At 68.3% G+C, this 16,586-nt stretch carries 15 protein-coding genes; 7 read left to right on the top strand and 8 right to left on the bottom strand.

Annotation, left to right across the window (positions count from 1 at the left end):
• Genes HV766_RS26100 through gspN form a run of 5 tightly spaced genes read left to right on the top strand, consistent with a single transcriptional unit; the run spans window position 1 to window position 3,874 of the window.
• The gene (locus tag HV766_RS26100; RefSeq protein ID WP_175182103.1) at window positions 1-606 is read left to right on the top strand and encodes a PulJ/GspJ family protein; all 606 of its coding nucleotides are present in this window, start codon (window positions 1-3) and stop codon (window positions 604-606) included.
• Window positions 603-1,547 carry a type II secretion system minor pseudopilin GspK gene (gene gspK, locus HV766_RS26095; RefSeq protein ID WP_175182102.1) on the top strand — a complete coding sequence of 315 codons (945 nt, stop codon included), beginning with the start codon at window positions 603-605 and terminating at the stop codon, window positions 1,545-1,547. Before HV766_RS26100 ends, gspK begins: the two co-directional genes overlap by 4 nt.
• Window positions 1,526-2,536: a type II secretion system protein GspL gene (gspL, locus tag HV766_RS26090; protein ID WP_225596765.1), complete on the top strand. Its 1,011-nt coding sequence runs from the start codon at window positions 1,526-1,528 to the stop codon at window positions 2,534-2,536. The genes gspK and gspL overlap by 22 nt, the downstream gene beginning before the upstream one ends.
• Window positions 2,533-3,120: a type II secretion system protein M gene (locus tag HV766_RS26085; RefSeq protein ID WP_125472206.1), complete on the top strand. Its 588-nt coding sequence runs from the start codon at window positions 2,533-2,535 to the stop codon at window positions 3,118-3,120. The genes gspL and HV766_RS26085 overlap by 4 nt, the downstream gene beginning before the upstream one ends.
• A gap of 1 nt (window position 3,121) precedes the next feature.
• Window positions 3,122-3,874: a type II secretion system protein N gene (gene gspN / locus HV766_RS26080; protein ID WP_175182126.1), complete on the top strand. Its 753-nt coding sequence runs from the start codon at window positions 3,122-3,124 to the stop codon at window positions 3,872-3,874.
• A 36-nt stretch (window positions 3,875-3,910) separates the two neighbouring features.
• On the opposite strand, the gene gspE is transcribed toward gspN, so the two are convergent.
• Both gspE and gspD read right to left on the bottom strand, forming a co-directional pair.
• Window positions 3,911-5,338 carry a type II secretion system ATPase GspE gene (gspE, locus tag HV766_RS26075; protein ID WP_175163913.1) on the bottom strand — a complete coding sequence of 476 codons (1,428 nt, stop codon included), beginning with the start codon at window positions 5,336-5,338 and terminating at the stop codon, window positions 3,911-3,913.
• On the bottom strand, window positions 5,335-7,692 hold the full coding sequence (gspD, locus tag HV766_RS26070) for a type II secretion system secretin GspD (RefSeq protein WP_175182101.1): 2,358 nt from the start codon (window positions 7,690-7,692) through the stop codon (window positions 5,335-5,337). Before gspD ends, gspE begins: the two co-directional genes overlap by 4 nt.
• A gap of 176 nt (window positions 7,693-7,868) precedes the next feature.
• On the opposite strand from gspD, the gene gspF reads away from it, so the two are divergent.
• Window positions 7,869-9,074 (top strand): type II secretion system inner membrane protein GspF, encoded by a 1,206-nt coding sequence (gene gspF, locus HV766_RS26065; RefSeq protein WP_059374497.1) that lies wholly within the window; start codon window positions 7,869-7,871, stop codon window positions 9,072-9,074.
• Window positions 9,075-9,191: 117 nt separating this feature from the next.
• Here gspF and HV766_RS26060 read toward each other — a convergent pair whose 3' ends face one another.
• From HV766_RS26060 to HV766_RS26050, 3 genes are all read right to left on the bottom strand, one after another.
• Window positions 9,192-9,530: a P-II family nitrogen regulator gene (locus HV766_RS26060; protein WP_013393295.1), complete on the bottom strand. Its 339-nt coding sequence runs from the start codon at window positions 9,528-9,530 to the stop codon at window positions 9,192-9,194.
• A gap of 127 nt (window positions 9,531-9,657) precedes the next feature.
• Window positions 9,658-11,715: an NAD(+) synthase gene (locus tag HV766_RS26055; protein ID WP_054456590.1), complete on the bottom strand. Its 2,058-nt coding sequence runs from the start codon at window positions 11,713-11,715 to the stop codon at window positions 9,658-9,660.
• A gap of 90 nt (window positions 11,716-11,805) precedes the next feature.
• Window positions 11,806-13,155: a mechanosensitive ion channel family protein gene (locus HV766_RS26050; RefSeq protein ID WP_119449493.1), complete on the bottom strand. Its 1,350-nt coding sequence runs from the start codon at window positions 13,153-13,155 to the stop codon at window positions 11,806-11,808.
• Window positions 13,156-13,290: 135 nt separating this feature from the next.
• On the opposite strand from HV766_RS26050, the gene argH reads away from it, so the two are divergent.
• A complete protein-coding gene (gene argH / locus HV766_RS26045; protein ID WP_054456589.1) occupies window positions 13,291-14,709 on the top strand; it encodes an argininosuccinate lyase in 1,419 nt (472 codons plus the stop codon).
• Window positions 14,710-14,792: 83 nt separating this feature from the next.
• On the opposite strand, the gene HV766_RS26040 is transcribed toward argH, so the two are convergent.
• From HV766_RS26040 to HV766_RS26030, 3 genes are all read right to left on the bottom strand, one after another.
• Complete coding sequence (locus HV766_RS26040) at window positions 14,793-15,212, bottom strand: type II toxin-antitoxin system HicB family antitoxin (RefSeq protein ID WP_054456849.1); 420 nt, start codon at window positions 15,210-15,212, stop codon at window positions 14,793-14,795.
• Between the two features lie 55 nt (window positions 15,213-15,267).
• Entirely contained in the window at window positions 15,268-15,453 is a 186-nt protein-coding gene (locus tag HV766_RS26035; RefSeq protein ID WP_119449491.1) for a type II toxin-antitoxin system HicA family toxin, read from the bottom strand.
• Between the two features lie 162 nt (window positions 15,454-15,615).
• Window positions 15,616-16,524: a LysR family transcriptional regulator gene (locus HV766_RS26030; protein ID WP_175182100.1), complete on the bottom strand. Its 909-nt coding sequence runs from the start codon at window positions 16,522-16,524 to the stop codon at window positions 15,616-15,618.
• Between the last annotated feature and the right edge of the window lie 62 nt (window positions 16,525-16,586).

Here is a 16,586-nt window from a genome sequence, read left to right as displayed (position 1 = left end):
ATGCGCCGCCCTCCCCGATCCCAAGCCGGCTTCACGCTGATCGAAGTGCTGGTGGCCCTGGCGCTGATGGCGCTGGTCAGCCTGATGGCCTGGCGCGGCCTGGCCAGCGTGTCCGGCGCGCGCGAGCGGATCGAGGAACAGGCCGAGGACATCGACGCCATCGTCCGCACACTGGGCCAGATGGCGCGCGATGTGGAGCTGTCCTACACCGGACCCGGCTTCGAGCCGGCGGGTCTGGACGCGCAGGCCTACACCAGCGGCCTGCGCCTGCTGCGCCGTGCAGGCGGCGGGCCCGTGTTCGAGATCCTGCGCCCCGACCCTGACGGCAACGGCCTGTGGCAGCGCGTGCAATGGCAGGTGCGCAAGGGCGGCCTGTGGCGCGCCAGCGGGCCATCGGCGGCGCGCAGTCCGCTGCCCGCGGCGGACAACGGCATCCTCCTGCTGCCCGGCACGCGAGCCTTGACGCTGCGCGCCTGGGTGCCGGGTACCGGTTGGGTGAATGGCGAAGGCAATCAGGCCGCCGCTCCGACCGGCCTGGAGATCGTGCTGGAACGCGGCGCCCCGGGATCCCCCGAGCGCTATACCCGCGTGCTGGAGCTGCCATGAGACGCCCGAGTAACGCAGAACGCGGCGCAGCGGTCATCAGTGCGCTCATCATCGTCGCCATCGTCGCGGCCTTGACCACCGGCCTGTTCCAGCGCCAGACCGCCAGCACGCGGCGCGTGGAAAACGAGATGGCGCGGGTGCAGGCGCGCGCCATGCTGGCGGGCGGCATAGACTGGGCCCGCCTGATCGTGCGCGACCACAGCAAACGCGAATCCATCACCCGCGGCGACCAGATCTGGGCCACCCCGGTGCTGGACACGCGCATCGAACGCCCCGGCGACGAACGCGTCGCGGTGTTCTCCGGCCGCGTGCAGGACGAACAAGGCAAGTACAACCTCTATAACCTGGCGAACAATGGCGTGCCGCAGCCCGAGCAGGAACGGGTGCTGCGCCGGCTGCTGAACACGCTGCAACTGCCCGACACCTTGGCCGCGCGCATGGTGGACATCATGTCGGCCGCGCAGCCCGTGGCGCCGCCGGCGGATGCGCCGGCGGCGCCGCCAGGACGGCCCGCGCCCGACGCCCGCGCCCCTTTGCCGCGCGGCGTGGACGAAGTGGCGGCCCTGCTGGCGCTGGAGCCGTCGGCTCGCAACGAGCTGCGCCGCACGATGACGGTGCTGCCCGTTTCCACCAGCGTCAACGTCAACACCGCGCCCGCAGAGGTGCTTGCGGCACTGGTGCCCGGCCTGTCGCTCAGCCAGGCGCGTTCCATGGCGGGCGAGCGCGACCGCGGCAACTGGTTCAACAATTCCGGCGATTTCGCCAATCGCCTGGCGGGCGCGGGGGTCAAAGCGCCTGCGCCCGCCGTCGCCACCACCAGCGGCTGGTTCCTGGCCAGCGGCACCGTGGCCTATGAGCGGGCGCGCATCTCCATGCAGGCGCTGCTGCGCAGTTCACCGCCCGCCGCCCCAGACACCTTATGGACCAGAGAAATACCTTGAAGAACATCCTGCGCATCGCGCTGCCGCCGCTGGACGAGTTCGGCGCCGGCTCTCTCCTGCCCTATGCCTGGTTCGACCGGCGCGGCCGCTGCGCCCGCCAGGGCGAGCTCGCGCTTGAGGCGCTGGGCCATGCCTATCCCCACGCCGCCTGCGAAGCCGTGCTGCATCCCGCCGACGTGATCGCCGCCAGCGTGCAGATCCCCGCGGTGGCGCGCGCCCGATTTGCCGCCGCGGTGCACAGCGCCCTGGAGCCGCTGGTGCTCAGCGACCTGGACGCGCTGGCCATCGGCCACGGCCCGCGCTCGACCGACGGCACGGTGCCGCTGGCCTGGGCCGCGCGCGAACCCGTGCGCCGCGGCTGGAGCCTGCTGAATGCGCAGGGCTTGCGCACGCAGGCGCTCATCGCGCCGCAAGCGCTGGGGGCCGAAACCACGGCGCCATTGCGCGACCCTGCCGATCCTCGCTGGCAGGCGCCCTCGCCTTCGTGGTCGCTGGCCATGCCCCAGCTGGCGCCGGCCCGCGTCTCGGCCTGGCGCCCCGCCTGGCGCTGGGGCGCGGCCGCGGCAGTGGTCTGGATAGGCGGGCTGAACCTGTACGCCTCGCAATTGCAAGCCGAAGCCGACGCGTTGCGCAACGGCATGCACGCGCAGGTCCTGGCCGCGTTCCCCGACCTGCCGGTGGTCCTGGATCCGCCGCGCCAGGCGCAGCAAGGCCTGGACGCGCTGCAGGCGAACCGCGGCGCGGCCAATGCCGCCGACTTCCTGCCCCTGGCGCGCGCCGCGGCCCAGGCCCTGCCCTTCGCCGCCGACAAGGTAGCCCGCCTGGGCTACGCCGAACAGGCGCTGACGCTGCAACTGGCAGATGCCGGCGAGCAGTCGCAACGCGTGGCTGAGACGCCCGCGCTGATCCAGCAAGCCGCGGCCCTGGGCCTGAAGCTCGAACGCGGCGACAACGACACCACCTGGCGCATCGTGCGCGCGCAACCATGAAACTCCCGCAAGCCCTGCATGCGGCCAGACAGTCGCTGGCCAAGACCCTGACTCCCGCGCTGGCGCGCGCCGGACTACGCTACCAGGCGCTGGCGCCGCGCGAGCGCCGGCTGGTGACCGCGGCTGCCCTGCTGCTGGGCGGCGCGCTGGTCTTCGTGACCCTGATCGAACCGCCCCTGAACACGCTGCGCAAACTGCAAACGGAATTGCCCGCGCTGCGCGGCCAGGCGGCCACGGTCGCGGACCTGACCGCCCAAGCCACGGCGTTGCGGCGTAAATCCGCGGAGCCCGCCGGCGCCATGCCCAGCGCCGCGGAAATCGGCGCCTCGCTGGAGCGCGCCGGACTCGCCGCGGAACAGTGGGCGCTGGGCGAGCCCGAACACGGCCCGGGCGTGCTGCTGACGCTGAAGCAGGCGCCCTCTTCGGCCTTGCTGCGCTGGCTCGACGGAGCAGCGCGCGATTGGGGCCTGGCGGTCAAGGAAGTGCAGCTCACCCGTGCCGCCAATGTCAACGGGCGGCCGCTGCCCGGCCTGGTCAATGGCAAGGTGAGCCTGATGGCGCCGCAAGCTTCAGAGCGTGGCTGAGATGTCCGGCTTCCCGTTTTCCAAACGTTCCGCCGCCCTGCTCCTGGCCGGCGCCGTCTGCGCCGCCGCGGCCGCCGTCACCGTGCTGCCCGCGCGCTGGCTGCTGGCCCTGCTGCCGGACAAGGCGCCGGTCACGTTGGCCGACGCCAGCGGCACCTTGTGGCGCGGCAGCGCCTGGATCGCGCTGGGCCCGCCTGGCGCGCGCCGCATGCTGCCGCAACCGGTGCAATGGCAATGGCGCTGGGACGTGCTCGCTCTGGATATCTCCCACCCCTGGCTGCAAGGTCCCTTGCGCGCCACGCCCGGCTGGAACGGCGTGTCCGTGCCGGCCCAGTCGCTGCGCGCGCCCGCCTCCATCCTGTCCGCGCTGGGCGCGCCGTGGAACACCATTGCCCCCCAGGGCACGCTGGAAGTCCGCTGGCAGCCGCTGCGGCTGGGCGCGCCCCTGCCCGCCGGCCCCGTGGCCGAACTGCGCTGGCGCAACGCCAGCACCGCGCTGACGCCGGTGGCGCCCGTGGGCTCGTATCTGCTGCGGGTACAAGGCGGCAAGTCTGGCGCCACGCTGGCGTTGAGCACGGAAAGCGGCCTGCTGGACGTCAGCGGCCAGGGCAGCGCGGGCGGGCGCGGCGGCCTGAAGTTCCAGGGCCAGGCAACCTATGCCGGCGCCGCGCGCGAGGCGGATCGGGCGGCGCTGGACGGACTGTTGTCGGCGCTGGGACGGCGTTCGGGGGATGTGGCGTCGTTCGGCACCTAGGCACAGCGACAAGTCGCTGGCGTTCCCCATCGTCCGCTAGGCGTCCCGCGTGACCCGCAGGATTTCCTCCGGCGAGGTCTGCCCGCTATCCACCCAGCGCTGCCCGTCCTCACGCATGGTGCGCATGCCTGACGCGGCCGCCGCGCGGCGCAGTTCGCGTTCGTCACGCCCTTCGTGGATCAGCCGGCGCGCCTCGTCGTCCACCGTGAAGAGTTCGTGGATGCCGGAACGCCCGCTGTAGCCGGTATGGTTGCAGGCGTCGCAGCCCACCGGATGGAACACGCGTGCGCCGTCCTGCGTGGCGGGTTTCTTGCAGGCCGGGCAGAGCTTGCGCACCAGGCGCTGCGCCAGCACGCCCAAAAGCGATGACGCCAGCAGGAAAGGTTCCACGCCCATGTCCGTGAGTCGGGTCACGGCGGACACCGAGTCGTTGGTGTGCAGCGTAGCCAGCACCAGGTGACCGGTGAGCGAGGCCTGCACCGCGATCTGCGCGGTCTCCAGGTCGCGGATTTCGCCGATCATGATGACGTCGGGGTCCTGCCGCAGAATCGCGCGCAGGGCCAGCGCGAAGCTCATGTCGATCTTGGCGTTGACCTGCGTCTGGCTGATCCCGGCCAGGTCGTATTCGATCGGGTCCTCGACCGTCAGGATGTTGCTGGTGGACGCGTCCAGGCGGCTCAAAGCCGCGTACAGCGTGGTGGTCTTGCCGCTGCCGGTGGGCCCCGTCACCAGCACAATGCCGTGCGGCTGGCGGATCAACCGGTCCAGCTGGCCCAGCACGCCCGCGTCCATGCCCAGCTTCTCCAGCTGCAGGCGCCCCGCTTCCTTGTCCAGCAAGCGCAGCACCGCGCGTTCGCCGTGCCCGGTGGGCAAGGTGGACACGCGCACGTCTATGGGTCGTCCGCCCACGCGCAGCGCGATGCGGCCGTCCTGCGGCAAGCGCTTTTCGGCGATGTCCAGGTGCGCCATGATCTTGATGCGCGAGATCAGCGCGGCGTGCAGCGCCTTGCGCGGCGACACCACGTCGCGCAGGGTGCCGTCGACCCGGTAGCGCACCACCGAGTGGGTCTCGAAGGGTTCGATGTGGATGTCGCTGGCGCCGTCGCGCGCCGCCTGGGCGAACAGCGCGTTGATCATGCGGATCACGGGCGCGTCGTCCTGGGCCTCCAGCAGGTCCGCCACCTCGGGCATGTCCTGCATCAGGCGGTCCAGGTCGATCTCGTTCTCGGCCACGCCCATCACCGAGGCCGCATCCTCCGAATGGCTGTAGGCCGCGGTCAGCAAGGTTTCCAGCGCCTGGTCCTCGACCTGCGCCAACTCGATGTCGCCGTGGCAGCGGCGGATCTCGCGCACCGCCCATTCCGGCGTGCGCGGGCTGACGGTCAGCCGGGCCTGGCCGCCGCGCAGCGACAGCAGCGCGCGCTGCGCCCGCGCCCAGGCATAAGGCAAGGGGTGCGCGCTCATAGCAGCGTATCGGGGTCCACGGCCACGCTGTGCATCAGCGTGCGCGACACGCGGATCGCCTCCGACGCGTCGCGCGCGGGTTCCATGCCGGCATACTGGCGCACGGCGAAGGACTGCGCCGTGACCGGCGCCGGCCGGCGCAGCGTTTCAGCCTGATGTTCCGGACGCAGGTCATAGGCGTTGTTGGACACCGAGGGCGCGGAGCCCGGCGGCGGCAGCATCGGCGCCTGCATGTCGGGCAGCGCCCAGTGCCGGCCCGGCTGCACCGCCGCCTGCGCGCGGCGCATGTAGTCGTAGCGGTCCATGGTGACGCCCGCCGTGCGGTTGGCGTCGCGCACCACATAGGGGCGCAGGAACACCATCAGGTTGGTCTTGGTGCGCTTGCGCGTGTCGTAGCGGAACAGCGAGCCGATCACCGGCAAGGATCCCAGCAGCGGCACGCTGTTGGTGGAGAGCGTGACGTTGTCTTCCAGCAGGCCGCCCAGCACGATGATCTGGCCGTCGTCGATCAGCACGCTGGTGTCGATGGCCCGCTTGTTGGTCACGATGCCGGTAGTGGAGTTGGAGCGGCTTTCGTCGATGCTGCTGACTTCCTGGTAGATGTCCAGCTTTACCGCGCCGCCTTCGGAAATCTGCGGCCGGATGTTCAGCTTCAGGCCCACGTCCTCACGTTCGATGGTCTGGAATGGATTGGTGCTGCCGTTGCTGCCCGAGGTCACGTACTGCCCGGTCACGAACGGCACGGTCTTGCCCACCAGGATGCTGGCCGACTGGTTGTCCAGGGTCAGCAGGTTGGGCGTGGACAGGATGTTGGCTTCGCCAGAGTTCTCCATGGCACGGGCCAGCACGCCCAGGTTGATCACCTTGTTGCCCAGCACGTCGACCGTGCCCTTGACCACCCCCAGGCTCAGGCCGCTGCCGATGCCGTCGATGGTGGTCGGCCCCTTGCCGGTGATGCCGCTGCCGCCCAGGTTGGTGCCGCCGATGAAGCTGGTGCCGTCGCTGTTGATGTTGCCGGCGCCCGTCATCCACTGGATGCCGAACTCCGCCGCCTTGGCCTCGCTGACTTCGACGATCAGGCTTTCCACCAGCACCTGCGCGCGGCGCTGGTCGAGCTGGTCGATGACTTCGCGCAGGCTGCGGTACAGCGGCTCGGGCGCGGAAATGATGAGCGAGTTGGTAGCCGGATCGGCCTGGATGGTGGCGCCGCCGGCCGAATACGACACGGCCTGCGTGCTGTTGTCTTCGCGCGAGATGCGTTCCTGTTCGCCCGACAATCCGCCCGTGTTCGAACCGGACATGCCGGCCATGCCCGCTGTCGCCTGGGCCGGCATGCCAGCCGCGGCGTTCTGCGTGCGCGCTCCGCCCTGCGCGCCCGTGCCGCCGCTGGCGCCGCCCGTGGCGCCGGGCGCGGAATTCGCCTGCCCCGTCAGCAACCCGCCCAGGACCTCGGCGATGCGCGTGGCCTGCGCGTTGCGCATGTAGACCACGTGCAGGTTGCCGGCGCGGTTCTGCTGCGCGTCCAGCTTCATGATGAGATCGCGCGCCAGCCGCGTGCGCGCCGGGCTGCCGGAACGCACCAGCACGCTGTTGCTGCGCGGATCGGCCACCACGGCGATGCGCTGGGTCGGGTCGCTGCTTTGCGTATCCAGCAGTTGCGAGGCGAGGATGGCGAGGTCGGTGGCCACGGCCGAACGCACCGGCACCACGTCGGTGTCGATCGAACTGGGCACGTCGATGCGCGCGATGACCTGCGCGATCCGCTCCAGGTTGTCGGCGTAGTCCGTTACCACCAGCGTGTTGTTGCCGGGATAGGCGTTGATCGGGTTGTTGGGCGGCACCATGGGGCGCAGCACCGGCACCAGGTTGGCGGCGTTTTCGTACTTCAGCGGGAAGACGCGGGTCAGCATTTCGCCGCTGCTGCCCTTGGCAAACGCGGATACTGGCACCGGACCGCGGCCCGCGCCGCCCACGGCTTGCGCGGGACGCGCGCTGCCCGCGACCACGCTGCCTTGCAGCTTGCCGTCGGCCTCGGGCACCACGCGCGTCACGCCGTCGACCTCGACGATGGCAAAACCCTGCATGCGCAGCGCGCCCGTCAGCATCGACAACGCCTGCGCGCTGTCCACGGGACGGTCCGACACCAGCGTCAGCTTGCCCTTGACGCGCGGATCCACCAGGAAGTTGCGCTGCGTGAACAACGACAGCGCGCGCAGCACTGCGGGGATGTCGGTGTCGACGAAATTCAGACTGACGCGATTGTCGGTCTGTTGAGCGTGAGCCCTGCTGGCTGCGGGTCCGAGCTGGCTTGCGGCGAGCAGTACCGCAAGGCTGAATTGCGCAATATGACGCATGACGGGATAGGTGCCTGAAACGTGAAATCGTGTGAAAAAACGTGAAAGCGCGTCGGAGTATACGTGGTGACAGTGCAACACTACGGTCATAATCCGCAGGCATCGTAGCGGCCTTGAAACCCTTTAAATTCGGGGCTTTGCGCGCTTTTTGAATGCGCGCTGGCCATGCTTTCCAGATGCCTTCCTTCCGTTACGAAGCCACCGACGCACTAGGGAAGATCGTGCGCGGCACGATCGACGCCGACAGCGAACGCGGCGCCCGCAACCAGCTGCGCGGCCGCGGCCTGCTGCCGCTGTCCACGTCCCTCGCGGCGCGCGCCGAAGGGTTCGGCGCATCGCTGCGCACGCGCCTGTCGGATGCGGATCTCGCCTGGCTGACGCGCCAGCTCGCCAGCCTGCTGGCCGCGAGCCTGCCGCTGGACGCGGCCCTGAGCGCCACGCTGGAGCAGGCCGAGAAAAAACATATCGCCGCCACCCTGGGCGGCGTGCGCGACGACGTGCGCGCGGGCCACAAGCTGTCGACCGCCCTGGCCGCGCGGCCGCGCGACTTTCCGGAGATCTATCGCGCGCTTATCGGCGCTGGCGAGGAATCGGGCGATCTCGCGCAAGTGATGGAGAAGCTGGCGGACTACATCGAGGAGCGCAATGCGCTACGCAGCAAGGTGCTGACCGCGTTCATCTATCCGGCGGTGGTGGCCTGCGTGTCGGTGATCATCGTGATCTTCCTGCTGGGCTATGTGGTGCCGCAGGTGGTGTCGGCGTTCAGCCAGGCCAAGCAGGAACTGCCGCTCTTGACGCGCATCATGCTGGCGTTGTCGGACTATGTGCGCGAATGGGGCGTGGCGACGGGCGCGGCGTTGGCGGCGGCCGTCGCGCTGTGGCGGTATGCGTTGCGCGCGCCCGCTGCGCGGCGGGCCTGGCATGCGCGCGTGCTGAAGCTGCCCTTGGCGGGACGCTTCGTGCTGGGTGTGAATGCCGCGCGCTTTGCTTCCACGCTGGCGATACTCTCAGGTAGTGGCGTGGCATTGCTGACGGCGCTGGAGGCGGCGCGCCGCACCCTGGGCAACGATGTGCTGCGCCAGGCGGTGGACGAAGCCTCTGCGCGCGTGCGCGAAGGCGCGTCGCTGTCGGCCTCGCTGGGCGCGCAAAAGGTATTTCCGTCGCTGCTGGTGCATCTGATCGCCAGCGGCGAGAAGACCGGCCGCCTGCCCGAACTGCTGGACCGCGGCGCGCAGAACCTGTCGCGCGATCTGGAGCGGCGCGCCATGGCCATGACGGCCTTGCTGGAGCCGGCGCTGATACTGCTGATGGGGGGATTCGTGCTGCTGATCGTGCTGGCGGTGATGAGCCCGATCCTGGAGATGAATCAGCTCATCCGCTAGGCGGGAAAATGCGTTGCGGGCTTGGTGCGGCAGCTTCCCCGCCGCGCCAAGCCCGCAATATCCTGCTGCGGTCTCGCGGCTGCCGGCAAATCCGGCCAGCCGCAAGTCCCCAGGAACTTACAGCGCCTCTTCGTCGCTTTCGCCCGTGCGGATGCGGATGGCCTGTTCGACCGGCGTGACGAAGATCTTGCCGTCGCCGATCTTGCCGGTGCGGGCAGCCTTGACCACGGCTTCGATGGCGGCTTCGACCTGGCTGTCGGGCAGCACCACTTCAACGCGGATCTTGGGTAGGAAGTCCACCACGTACTCGGCGCCGCGGTAGAGCTCGGTATGGCCTTTCTGGCGGCCGAAACCCTTGACTTCGGTAACGGTCAGGCCGCTGACGCCGACTTCGGCCAGCGCTTCGCGGACTTCGTCGAGCTTGAAGGGTTTGATGATGGCGGTGACTTGTTTCACGTTGGTCGTCCTGGGTTTTTGATCTGTTGCGTCGCCCTGACACGGCATGGCTGCAGGGCGCATCGGATAAGAGAATACCACCCGCGGGGGCCCGGACGCCGGGTCCCCCTTGGGCGGGAAATCCCGGTCAGGCCTCGTCGGGAATACGTTCGGCGTCGCGCATCCACACCGCTGACTCGGAGTCGCTGGGCGCGCGCCAGTCGCCGCGCGGCGACAGCGAACCGCCGGAGCCGACCTTGGGCGCGTTCGGCACGCAGGTACGCTTGAACTGGCTGAGGCGGAAGAAACGGTCCAGGAAGATCTTCAGGTTGCGCTTGATGGCCGCCAGATCGTACTGGTTGCGGGCCACGTGGCCACCCTCGGGCCAGGCGCCGGCCTCGCGGTCGCGCCAGGCCGCCAGCGCCAGGAACGCCACCTTGGTCGGCGCAAAGCCGTAGCGCAGCGTGTAGTACAGGTTGAAGTCCTGTAGTTCATAGGGACCGATGGAGTCTTCGCTCTTCTGCACGGGCTTGTCGTCCGCGCCGCCCGGCACCAGTTCGGGGCTGACGTCGGTGCCCAGCACGTCCAGCAGCACCTGCGCGCCTTCGTCGCCCAGGCGGCCGGATTCCGCGACCCAGCGCACCAGGTGGGTGATGAGCGTCTTGGGCACGCTGGCATTGACGCTGTAGTGCGACATGTGGTCGCCCACGCCGTACGTGCACCAGCCCAGGGCCAGCTCGCTCAGGTCGCCGGTGCCGATGACGATGGCGTTGTTGAAATTCGCGATGCGGAACAGGTGGTTGGTGCGTTCGCCGGCCTGCACGTTCTCGAAGGTGATGTCATAGACCGGCTTGCCGTCGGCATAGGGATGGCCCAGGTCCTTGAGCATCTGCAGGCAGCTGGGCCGGATGTCGATCTCGGAAGCCGTGCACCCCACCACCTCCATCAGCTTGCGTGCCTGCTGCAGCGTGCGCGAACTGGTGGCGAAGCCCGGCATGGTGACGGCCAGGATGTTGGAGCGCGGCAGGTCCAGCGCGTCCATGGCCTTGGCGCAGACCAGCAGCGCATGGGTGGAATCCAGCCCGCCGGAAATGCCGATGACGACCTTGGACATGCGGCTGGCCGACAGGCGCTGGACCAGGGCCTGGACCTGGATGCTGTAGACCTCCTTGCAGCGGGCGTCGCGGCGCTGCGGGTCGGCCGGCACATAGGGAAAGCGCGCCACGCGCCGCTCCAGCGGCAGCTCGGCGTCTTCCAGCGGCGGATTCACGGGGACCGCCACGCTGCGGAATTTGCGGACTTCGTCCTGGTGGCGACGCACGGACTGGCCGAATGTGGTCTGGCGCATGCGTTCGCGCGACAGGCGTTCGAGGTCCACGTCCGCAAACAGCAGGTGGGAATGGCCGAGGAAGCGTTCGGATTCGCCCAGCAGTTCGCCGTTTTCGTAGATGAGCGCCTGGCCGTCCCAGGCCATGTCGGTGGACGACTCGCCCCGCCCGGCGGAGGTGTACATGTAAGCCGACAGGCAGCGCGCCGACTGCTGCGCCACCAGTTGGTGGCGGTACTCCGACTTGCCGACCACGATGTTGGAGGCCGACAGGTTCACCAACACGGTGGCTCCCGCCAGCGCGGCGTAGGAAGACGGCGGGATCGGCACCCAGACGTCTTCGCAGATTTCGACGTGGAACTGGAACAGCGGCAGTTTTTCCATCTGGAAGACCAGCTCGGACCCGAACGGCACGGTCTGCCCCAGCAGGCGGATCTCGGATGCGGTGGCGCAATCGCCGGCGCTGAACTGGCGCGCTTCGTAGAATTCGCCGTAGTTGGGCAGGTAGCTCTTGGGCACCACGCCCAGCACGCGGCCGCCGGCGGCGACCACGGCGCAATTGAACAGCTGATGGGCCACGCGCAACGGCGCGCCGACCACGACGGCGATGTCCATTTCAGCGGTTGCCGCCACCACCTGGGCCAGCGCGGCTTCGCATTCGTCCAGCAGGGCCTTCTGGTGGAACAGGTCGTCGCAGGTATAGGCGGACAGGCCCAGCTCGGGAAACGCCGCCAGCACCGCGCCGCCCTGGGCGGCCTGCTGCGCCAGCGCGATGGTCTGGGCGGCATTGAAGGCGGGGTCCGCGACCTTGCATTCGGGCACGCCGACGGCCACCCGGGCAAAGCCGTGGGAATACAGGTTGAAGAACGGGTTCGACATCGGGTCTATCGCCAGGGATTTCAACGCCTGGATTATCTCACGGGGCCACCCGCCGGCCCCGCCCCCACGCCTTGCCGCGCCTGCTGTCCGCTAGCGCGGCATCTTCTCGTCGGTCAGGCCGCGTTCCGACGGCGCGGCCAGGCCCGGACGGCCGCCTTCGCCCGCCAGCGCGGCCTGCAAGGCGCCTTCGCGCAGGTGGACGCCCATTGCGCCGATATCGGCGCCGGACGGCTGCTGGTACAGGCGCAGGCCCAGTTCGGGCAGGATGGCCAGCAGATGGTCGAAGATGTCGCCCTGGATGCGCTCGTACTCGACCCAGGCGGTGACGGCGGTAAAGCAATAGACCTCGACCGGGATGCCTTCGGAGGTGGGCTCCATCATGCGCACCATCATCGCCATGTCCTGGCGGACCTCGGGATTCTGTTTCAGATAGGCCAACGCATAGGCCCGCAAGGTGCCGATATTGGTCAGGCGGCGGCGGTTGGCGGGCACGCTGGCCAGTTCGCCCATGGTCTGGTTGGCCTGGGCGATATCGTGGGTCTTGGCCTGCAGGTAGTCGTGCAAGAGGCGAAAACGCATCAGCCGCTGCGCCTCGTCGTCGGTCAGGAAGCGCACGCTGGCCGAGTCGATGCGCACGGTGCGCTTGATGCGCCGTCCACCCGATTCGAACATGTGGCGGTAGTTGCGGTAGCTTTCCGAAAACAGCTTGTAGGTGGGCACCGTGGTGACGGTGTTGTCCCAGTTCTGCACCTTGACCGTGTGCAGCGCGATGTCCTTGACGAAGCCGTCGGCGTTCGATTGCGGCATCTCGATCCAGTCGCCGATGCGCAGCATGTCGTTGCTGGTCAGCTGGGTGCTGGCCACCAGCGACAGCAGCGTGTCCTTGAACACCAGCAGCAGCACGGCGGACAGCGCGCCCAGGCCGGAAATCATCCAGAGCGGCGAGCGGTCGATCAGGATGGAAAGCACCAAAACGGTGCATACCGCCATCAGGATCAGCTTGCCGATCTGGATATACCCCTTGATGGAGCGGGTCTGCGCCCGGGTGGTGGCGGAATAGGTATCCTGCCAGGCGCTCAGCACCCCGGAAAACGCCACGAACACGCAGATCCAGGCGCCGGCATGCGCCAGCCGGCCGACGATGGTCACCGCCCGCTCGACGTGCGGCACCAGGCCTATGCCCAGCGACACCACGGCGAACGGCACCGCGTACCAGAGGTTCTGGTATGCCCGGCGGCGTTGCAGGGCCTTGTCCCAGTCGCCCCGGCCGCTCAGCACCAGCACGCGATGGGCCAGCAACAGCACGACCCGGGCCACGACCCACTGGACGAACAGCGCCGTCAGGATCAGCGCGGCGATTCCGATCAGCGTCTGCGCCCAGGCTTCGCGCGGCAGATGGGTATCCAATTGGGTGACCAGCTCTTCCCATTCCAGGGGCATAGACTCTCTTCCTGCTCTAAGGTCTTGAAACTAATCCAGGATTATCCGACAAAGGCCGGGCCGGAGGGTTCGCCCCCGCGGAACCCGCGCCCGGCGGCGCGGCCTTGCGCGCCAGGCCCTATAATTCCGCCCATCATGGCAAACACTCCCTCCCCCGATCAAAACCAGTTCGCCAACAAGGCGCAGGCCTGGTCCGCCCGGTTCTCGGAACCGGTTTCCGAACTCGTCAAGCGCTATACGGCGTCCGTGGATTTCGACAAGCGCCTGGCGCGCTACGACATTCAGGGTTCGCTCGCGCACGCGGACATGCTGGCCGCCCAGGGCATCATCGGCGCCCAGGACCTGGCCGACATCCAGCGCGGCATGACACAGATCCTGTCCGAAATCGACGCCGGCAGTTTCCAATGGCTGCTCGACCTCGAAGACGTCCACCTGAACATTGAAAAGCGCCTGGTGGAACTGGTGGGCGACGCGGGCAAGCGCCTGCACACCGGCCGTTCGCGCAACGACCAGGTCGCCACCGACATCCGCCTGTGGCTGCGCGCCGAAATCGACAACCTGCTGGACCTGCTGCGCCAGCTGCGCCACGCCCTGGCCACGGTGGCCCTGGACAACGCCGGCACCATCATGCCCGGCTTCACGCACCTGCAAGTCGCCCAGCCCGTCACCTTCGGCCATCACCTGCTGGCCTACGCCGAAATGTTCGGCCGCGACGCCGAGCGCCTGGCCGACTGCCGCCGCCGCGTGAACCGCCTGCCGCTGGGCGCCGCCGCCCTGGCCGGCACGTCCTACCCGATCGACCGCGAGCGCGTCGCCAAGACCCTGGGCTTTGACGGCGTGTGCCGCAATTCGCTGGACGCCGTGTCCGACCGCGACTTCGCCATCGAATTCTGCGCCGCCGGCGCGCTGATCATGACGCACGTCTCGCGCCTGTCCGAAGAGCTGGTGCTCTGGATGAGCCCGCGCGTGGGCTTCATCGACCTGGCCGACCGCTTCTGCACCGGCAGCTCGATCATGCCGCAGAAAAAGAACCCCGACGTGCCCGAGCTGGCCCGCGGCAAGACCGGCCGCGTCAACGGCCACCTGGTCGCCCTGCTGACCCTGATGAAAGGCCAGCCCCTGGCCTACAACAAGGACAACCAGGAAGACAAGGAAGGCCTGTTCGACACCGTCGACACCGTGCGCGACACGCTGACGATCTTCGCGGACATGGCCGGCGGCATCAAGGTCAAGGCCGACAACATGCGCGCCGCCGCCCTCCAAGGCTTCGCCACCGCCACCGACCTGGCCGACTACCTGGTCAAGCGCGGCGTGCCGTTCCGCGACGCCCACGAAGTCGTGGCCCACGCCGTGCGCGACTGCGAACAGCGCGGCTGCGACCTGGCCGACCTGTCGCTGGACGAACTCAAGGCCTACCACGCCAGCATCGGCGACGACGTGCACCAGGTCCTGACCCTGGAAGGCTCGGTCGCAGCCCGCAAGCACGTGGGCGGCACCGCCCCCGAGCGCGTGGCCGAGGAAGCCCGGCGCGTGCTGCAGGAAACGGCGGAGTAAGCCTGGTTTTCCGATGCAAGATGATCGGCCCCGTTAGCGGGGCCGATTTTCATTGACATGCGGGACTTGCAGGCTTGCCAGCCTCAGGCAATCGACACGTCCAGGCGGCGCCCAAGCTGCCCGAGAGCGGATTCGACTTGCTCGATCCGGGATGCGTGTCGCACGTTGAGCAACCGGTCCACTTGCGGCATGTGAACCCCCATGCGCCTCGCCAACTCGGCCTTGCGCACCCCCTGAAGAATCATCTCGTTCGACAGAAAAACCTTGCTGGTGACCAAGGCGGGCAAGGTTACTGACGCCTGGCCCTTGGCAGGTTTGGAGGGCATGGGAATGGGGCGACGCGCCTCGAAGTAGATCTCCAGCGCAGCTTCGAGCGCCTCTTCGGCGTTGATTGCCGCCTCATCGACGTCCTGCCCTACGGCTAGCGCTTCTGGAATATCGCGAAACCGGACTAGCCACGTATCGTTGGAGTCGCGAGTCAGGGTATAGGGATAGGTCAGCATTTGGGCTTCCGTTTGATGAATGTGCCAGGCAAGGGTGTCCACGTGACGCACGGCGTCATTTCAAACCGAGCTGTTTCTTGATTTCGCTTTCCAGATGCTTGCCCATTTCCTTGGACCCATGATGTGGAAAGATAGTGGTCACGCCGTTCAAGGTAACCCGGTAATGGCTGCTGCCTGACTTATGCGGCACAAACACTGCCCCTTGTCGTTCCAGCCATCTCTTGAATTCGCTGTATTTCATGACCGATGGTCACGGCCTGATTGAGCATAAACAAAAATGTTGAATAAATAAACAGAACTGTTTACTTGAGCCGTCCTCCTCCCACCATGAGCGTAGAAGACGTAGGAACAGCGCGGCGCAGGGCCGTCACTTTCTCAGACCAAACGATATTGCGGCCGCCCGCTACACGATGCTGAGCGACTCCCCCAGCATTTCCACCACCGCATCCACCTTGGGCAGCAACTGCTTGCCCAGCGGCCACGCCAGGTACAGCGACAGGCCTTCGGTGGCCAATTGCGGCAGCACCTCGACCACCCGGCCGTCGCGCAAGGCGTCGGCCGCCAGCCAGGTCGCCAGTTGCGCGATGCCGAAGCCGGCGGCGACGGCGTCGACCTGGGCTTCGGCGCTGTCCAGCATCATCACGCCGTCGACCGGCCGCAGGCTGGCGGGCCCGGCGCCCTGCGCGATGCGCCACACCGGGGACTCCCCGTCCGCGCGGCCGTAGGCCACCGCGTCATGCTGCGCCAGGTCGTCGGCGGTAAGCGGGGTGCCGCGTTGCGCCAGGTATTGCGGCGAGGCGCAGAAAATCACGCGTTCCGAACCCAGGTAACGGTGGCCCAGGCCGGGCGCCCACTGCTGCGGCCCGCCGATGCGCACCGCCACGTCTATGCCTTCGGCGGCCAGATCGACATGGCGGTCCGTGAAGGACACCTGCGGGCGCAACAGCGGATGGCGCTTGGCGAACTCCAGCAGCAGCGGCAGCGCGACCCGGCGGCCGAAGGTCGCGGGCAGGTCCAGGCGCAGGCGGCCGGCCGGCTCCTGGCGCTGCGCCGCCAACACCGCCTCGGCGTCCTGCAATTCGGCCAGCACGCGCACGCAGGTGCGGTAGTAGGCGCTGCCCGCGTCCGTCAGCGCCAGACGGCGCGTACTTCGTTCAAACAAGCGGGTGCGCAGGCGGGCTTCCAGACGCGCGACGCTCTTGCCCACGGCCGACGCAGTGAGGTGGAGCCGGTCGGCGGCGGCGGTGAAGCTGCCTGCGTCCGCGGTGGAGACGAAAGCTTCGATGCCTTTCAGGCGTTCGGATGGAATCATGGCAGGGTTTATTAAGGAATCAGATTCCTTAATTGATCGAATAAATACCCGAGATAAGAAAT

The organism is Achromobacter aegrifaciens (genome assembly GCF_902859735.1).
Lineage (GTDB): Bacteria > Pseudomonadota > Gammaproteobacteria > Burkholderiales > Burkholderiaceae_B > Achromobacter > Achromobacter aegrifaciens.
Note: the sequence above shows the minus strand (reverse complement) of the source record. Positions and strands in the feature narration are given on the sequence as shown.

Excerpts from the sequence above, each read along its gene's own strand:
- HV766_RS26040 (WP_054456849.1), bottom strand. The coding sequence starts at position 15,212 with ATGCTGACCTATCCCTATACCCTGACTCGCGACTCCAACGATACGTGG.
- gspD (WP_175182101.1), bottom strand. The coding sequence starts at position 7,692 with ATGCGTCATATTGCGCAATTCAGCCTTGCGGTACTGCTCGCCGCAAGC.
- gspE (WP_175163913.1), bottom strand. The coding sequence starts at position 5,338 with ATGAGCGCGCACCCCTTGCCTTATGCCTGGGCGCGGGCGCAGCGCGCG.
- HV766_RS26030 (WP_175182100.1), bottom strand. The coding sequence starts at position 16,524 with ATGATTCCATCCGAACGCCTGAAAGGCATCGAAGCTTTCGTCTCCACC.
- gspN (WP_175182126.1), top strand. The coding sequence starts at position 3,122 with ATGTCCGGCTTCCCGTTTTCCAAACGTTCCGCCGCCCTGCTCCTGGCC.
- HV766_RS26035 (WP_119449491.1), bottom strand. The coding sequence starts at position 15,453 with ATGAAATACAGCGAATTCAAGAGATGGCTGGAACGACAAGGGGCAGTG.
- HV766_RS26100 (WP_175182103.1), top strand. The coding sequence starts at position 1 with ATGCGCCGCCCTCCCCGATCCCAAGCCGGCTTCACGCTGATCGAAGTG.
- gspL (WP_225596765.1), top strand. The coding sequence starts at position 1,526 with ATGGACCAGAGAAATACCTTGAAGAACATCCTGCGCATCGCGCTGCCG.
- gspK (WP_175182102.1), top strand. The coding sequence starts at position 603 with ATGAGACGCCCGAGTAACGCAGAACGCGGCGCAGCGGTCATCAGTGCG.
- HV766_RS26085 (WP_125472206.1), top strand. The coding sequence starts at position 2,533 with ATGAAACTCCCGCAAGCCCTGCATGCGGCCAGACAGTCGCTGGCCAAG.
- HV766_RS26050 (WP_119449493.1), bottom strand. The coding sequence starts at position 13,155 with ATGCCCCTGGAATGGGAAGAGCTGGTCACCCAATTGGATACCCATCTG.
- gspF (WP_059374497.1), top strand. The coding sequence starts at position 7,869 with ATGCCTTCCTTCCGTTACGAAGCCACCGACGCACTAGGGAAGATCGTG.
- HV766_RS26055 (WP_054456590.1), bottom strand. The coding sequence starts at position 11,715 with ATGTCGAACCCGTTCTTCAACCTGTATTCCCACGGCTTTGCCCGGGTG.
- argH (WP_054456589.1), top strand. The coding sequence starts at position 13,291 with ATGGCAAACACTCCCTCCCCCGATCAAAACCAGTTCGCCAACAAGGCG.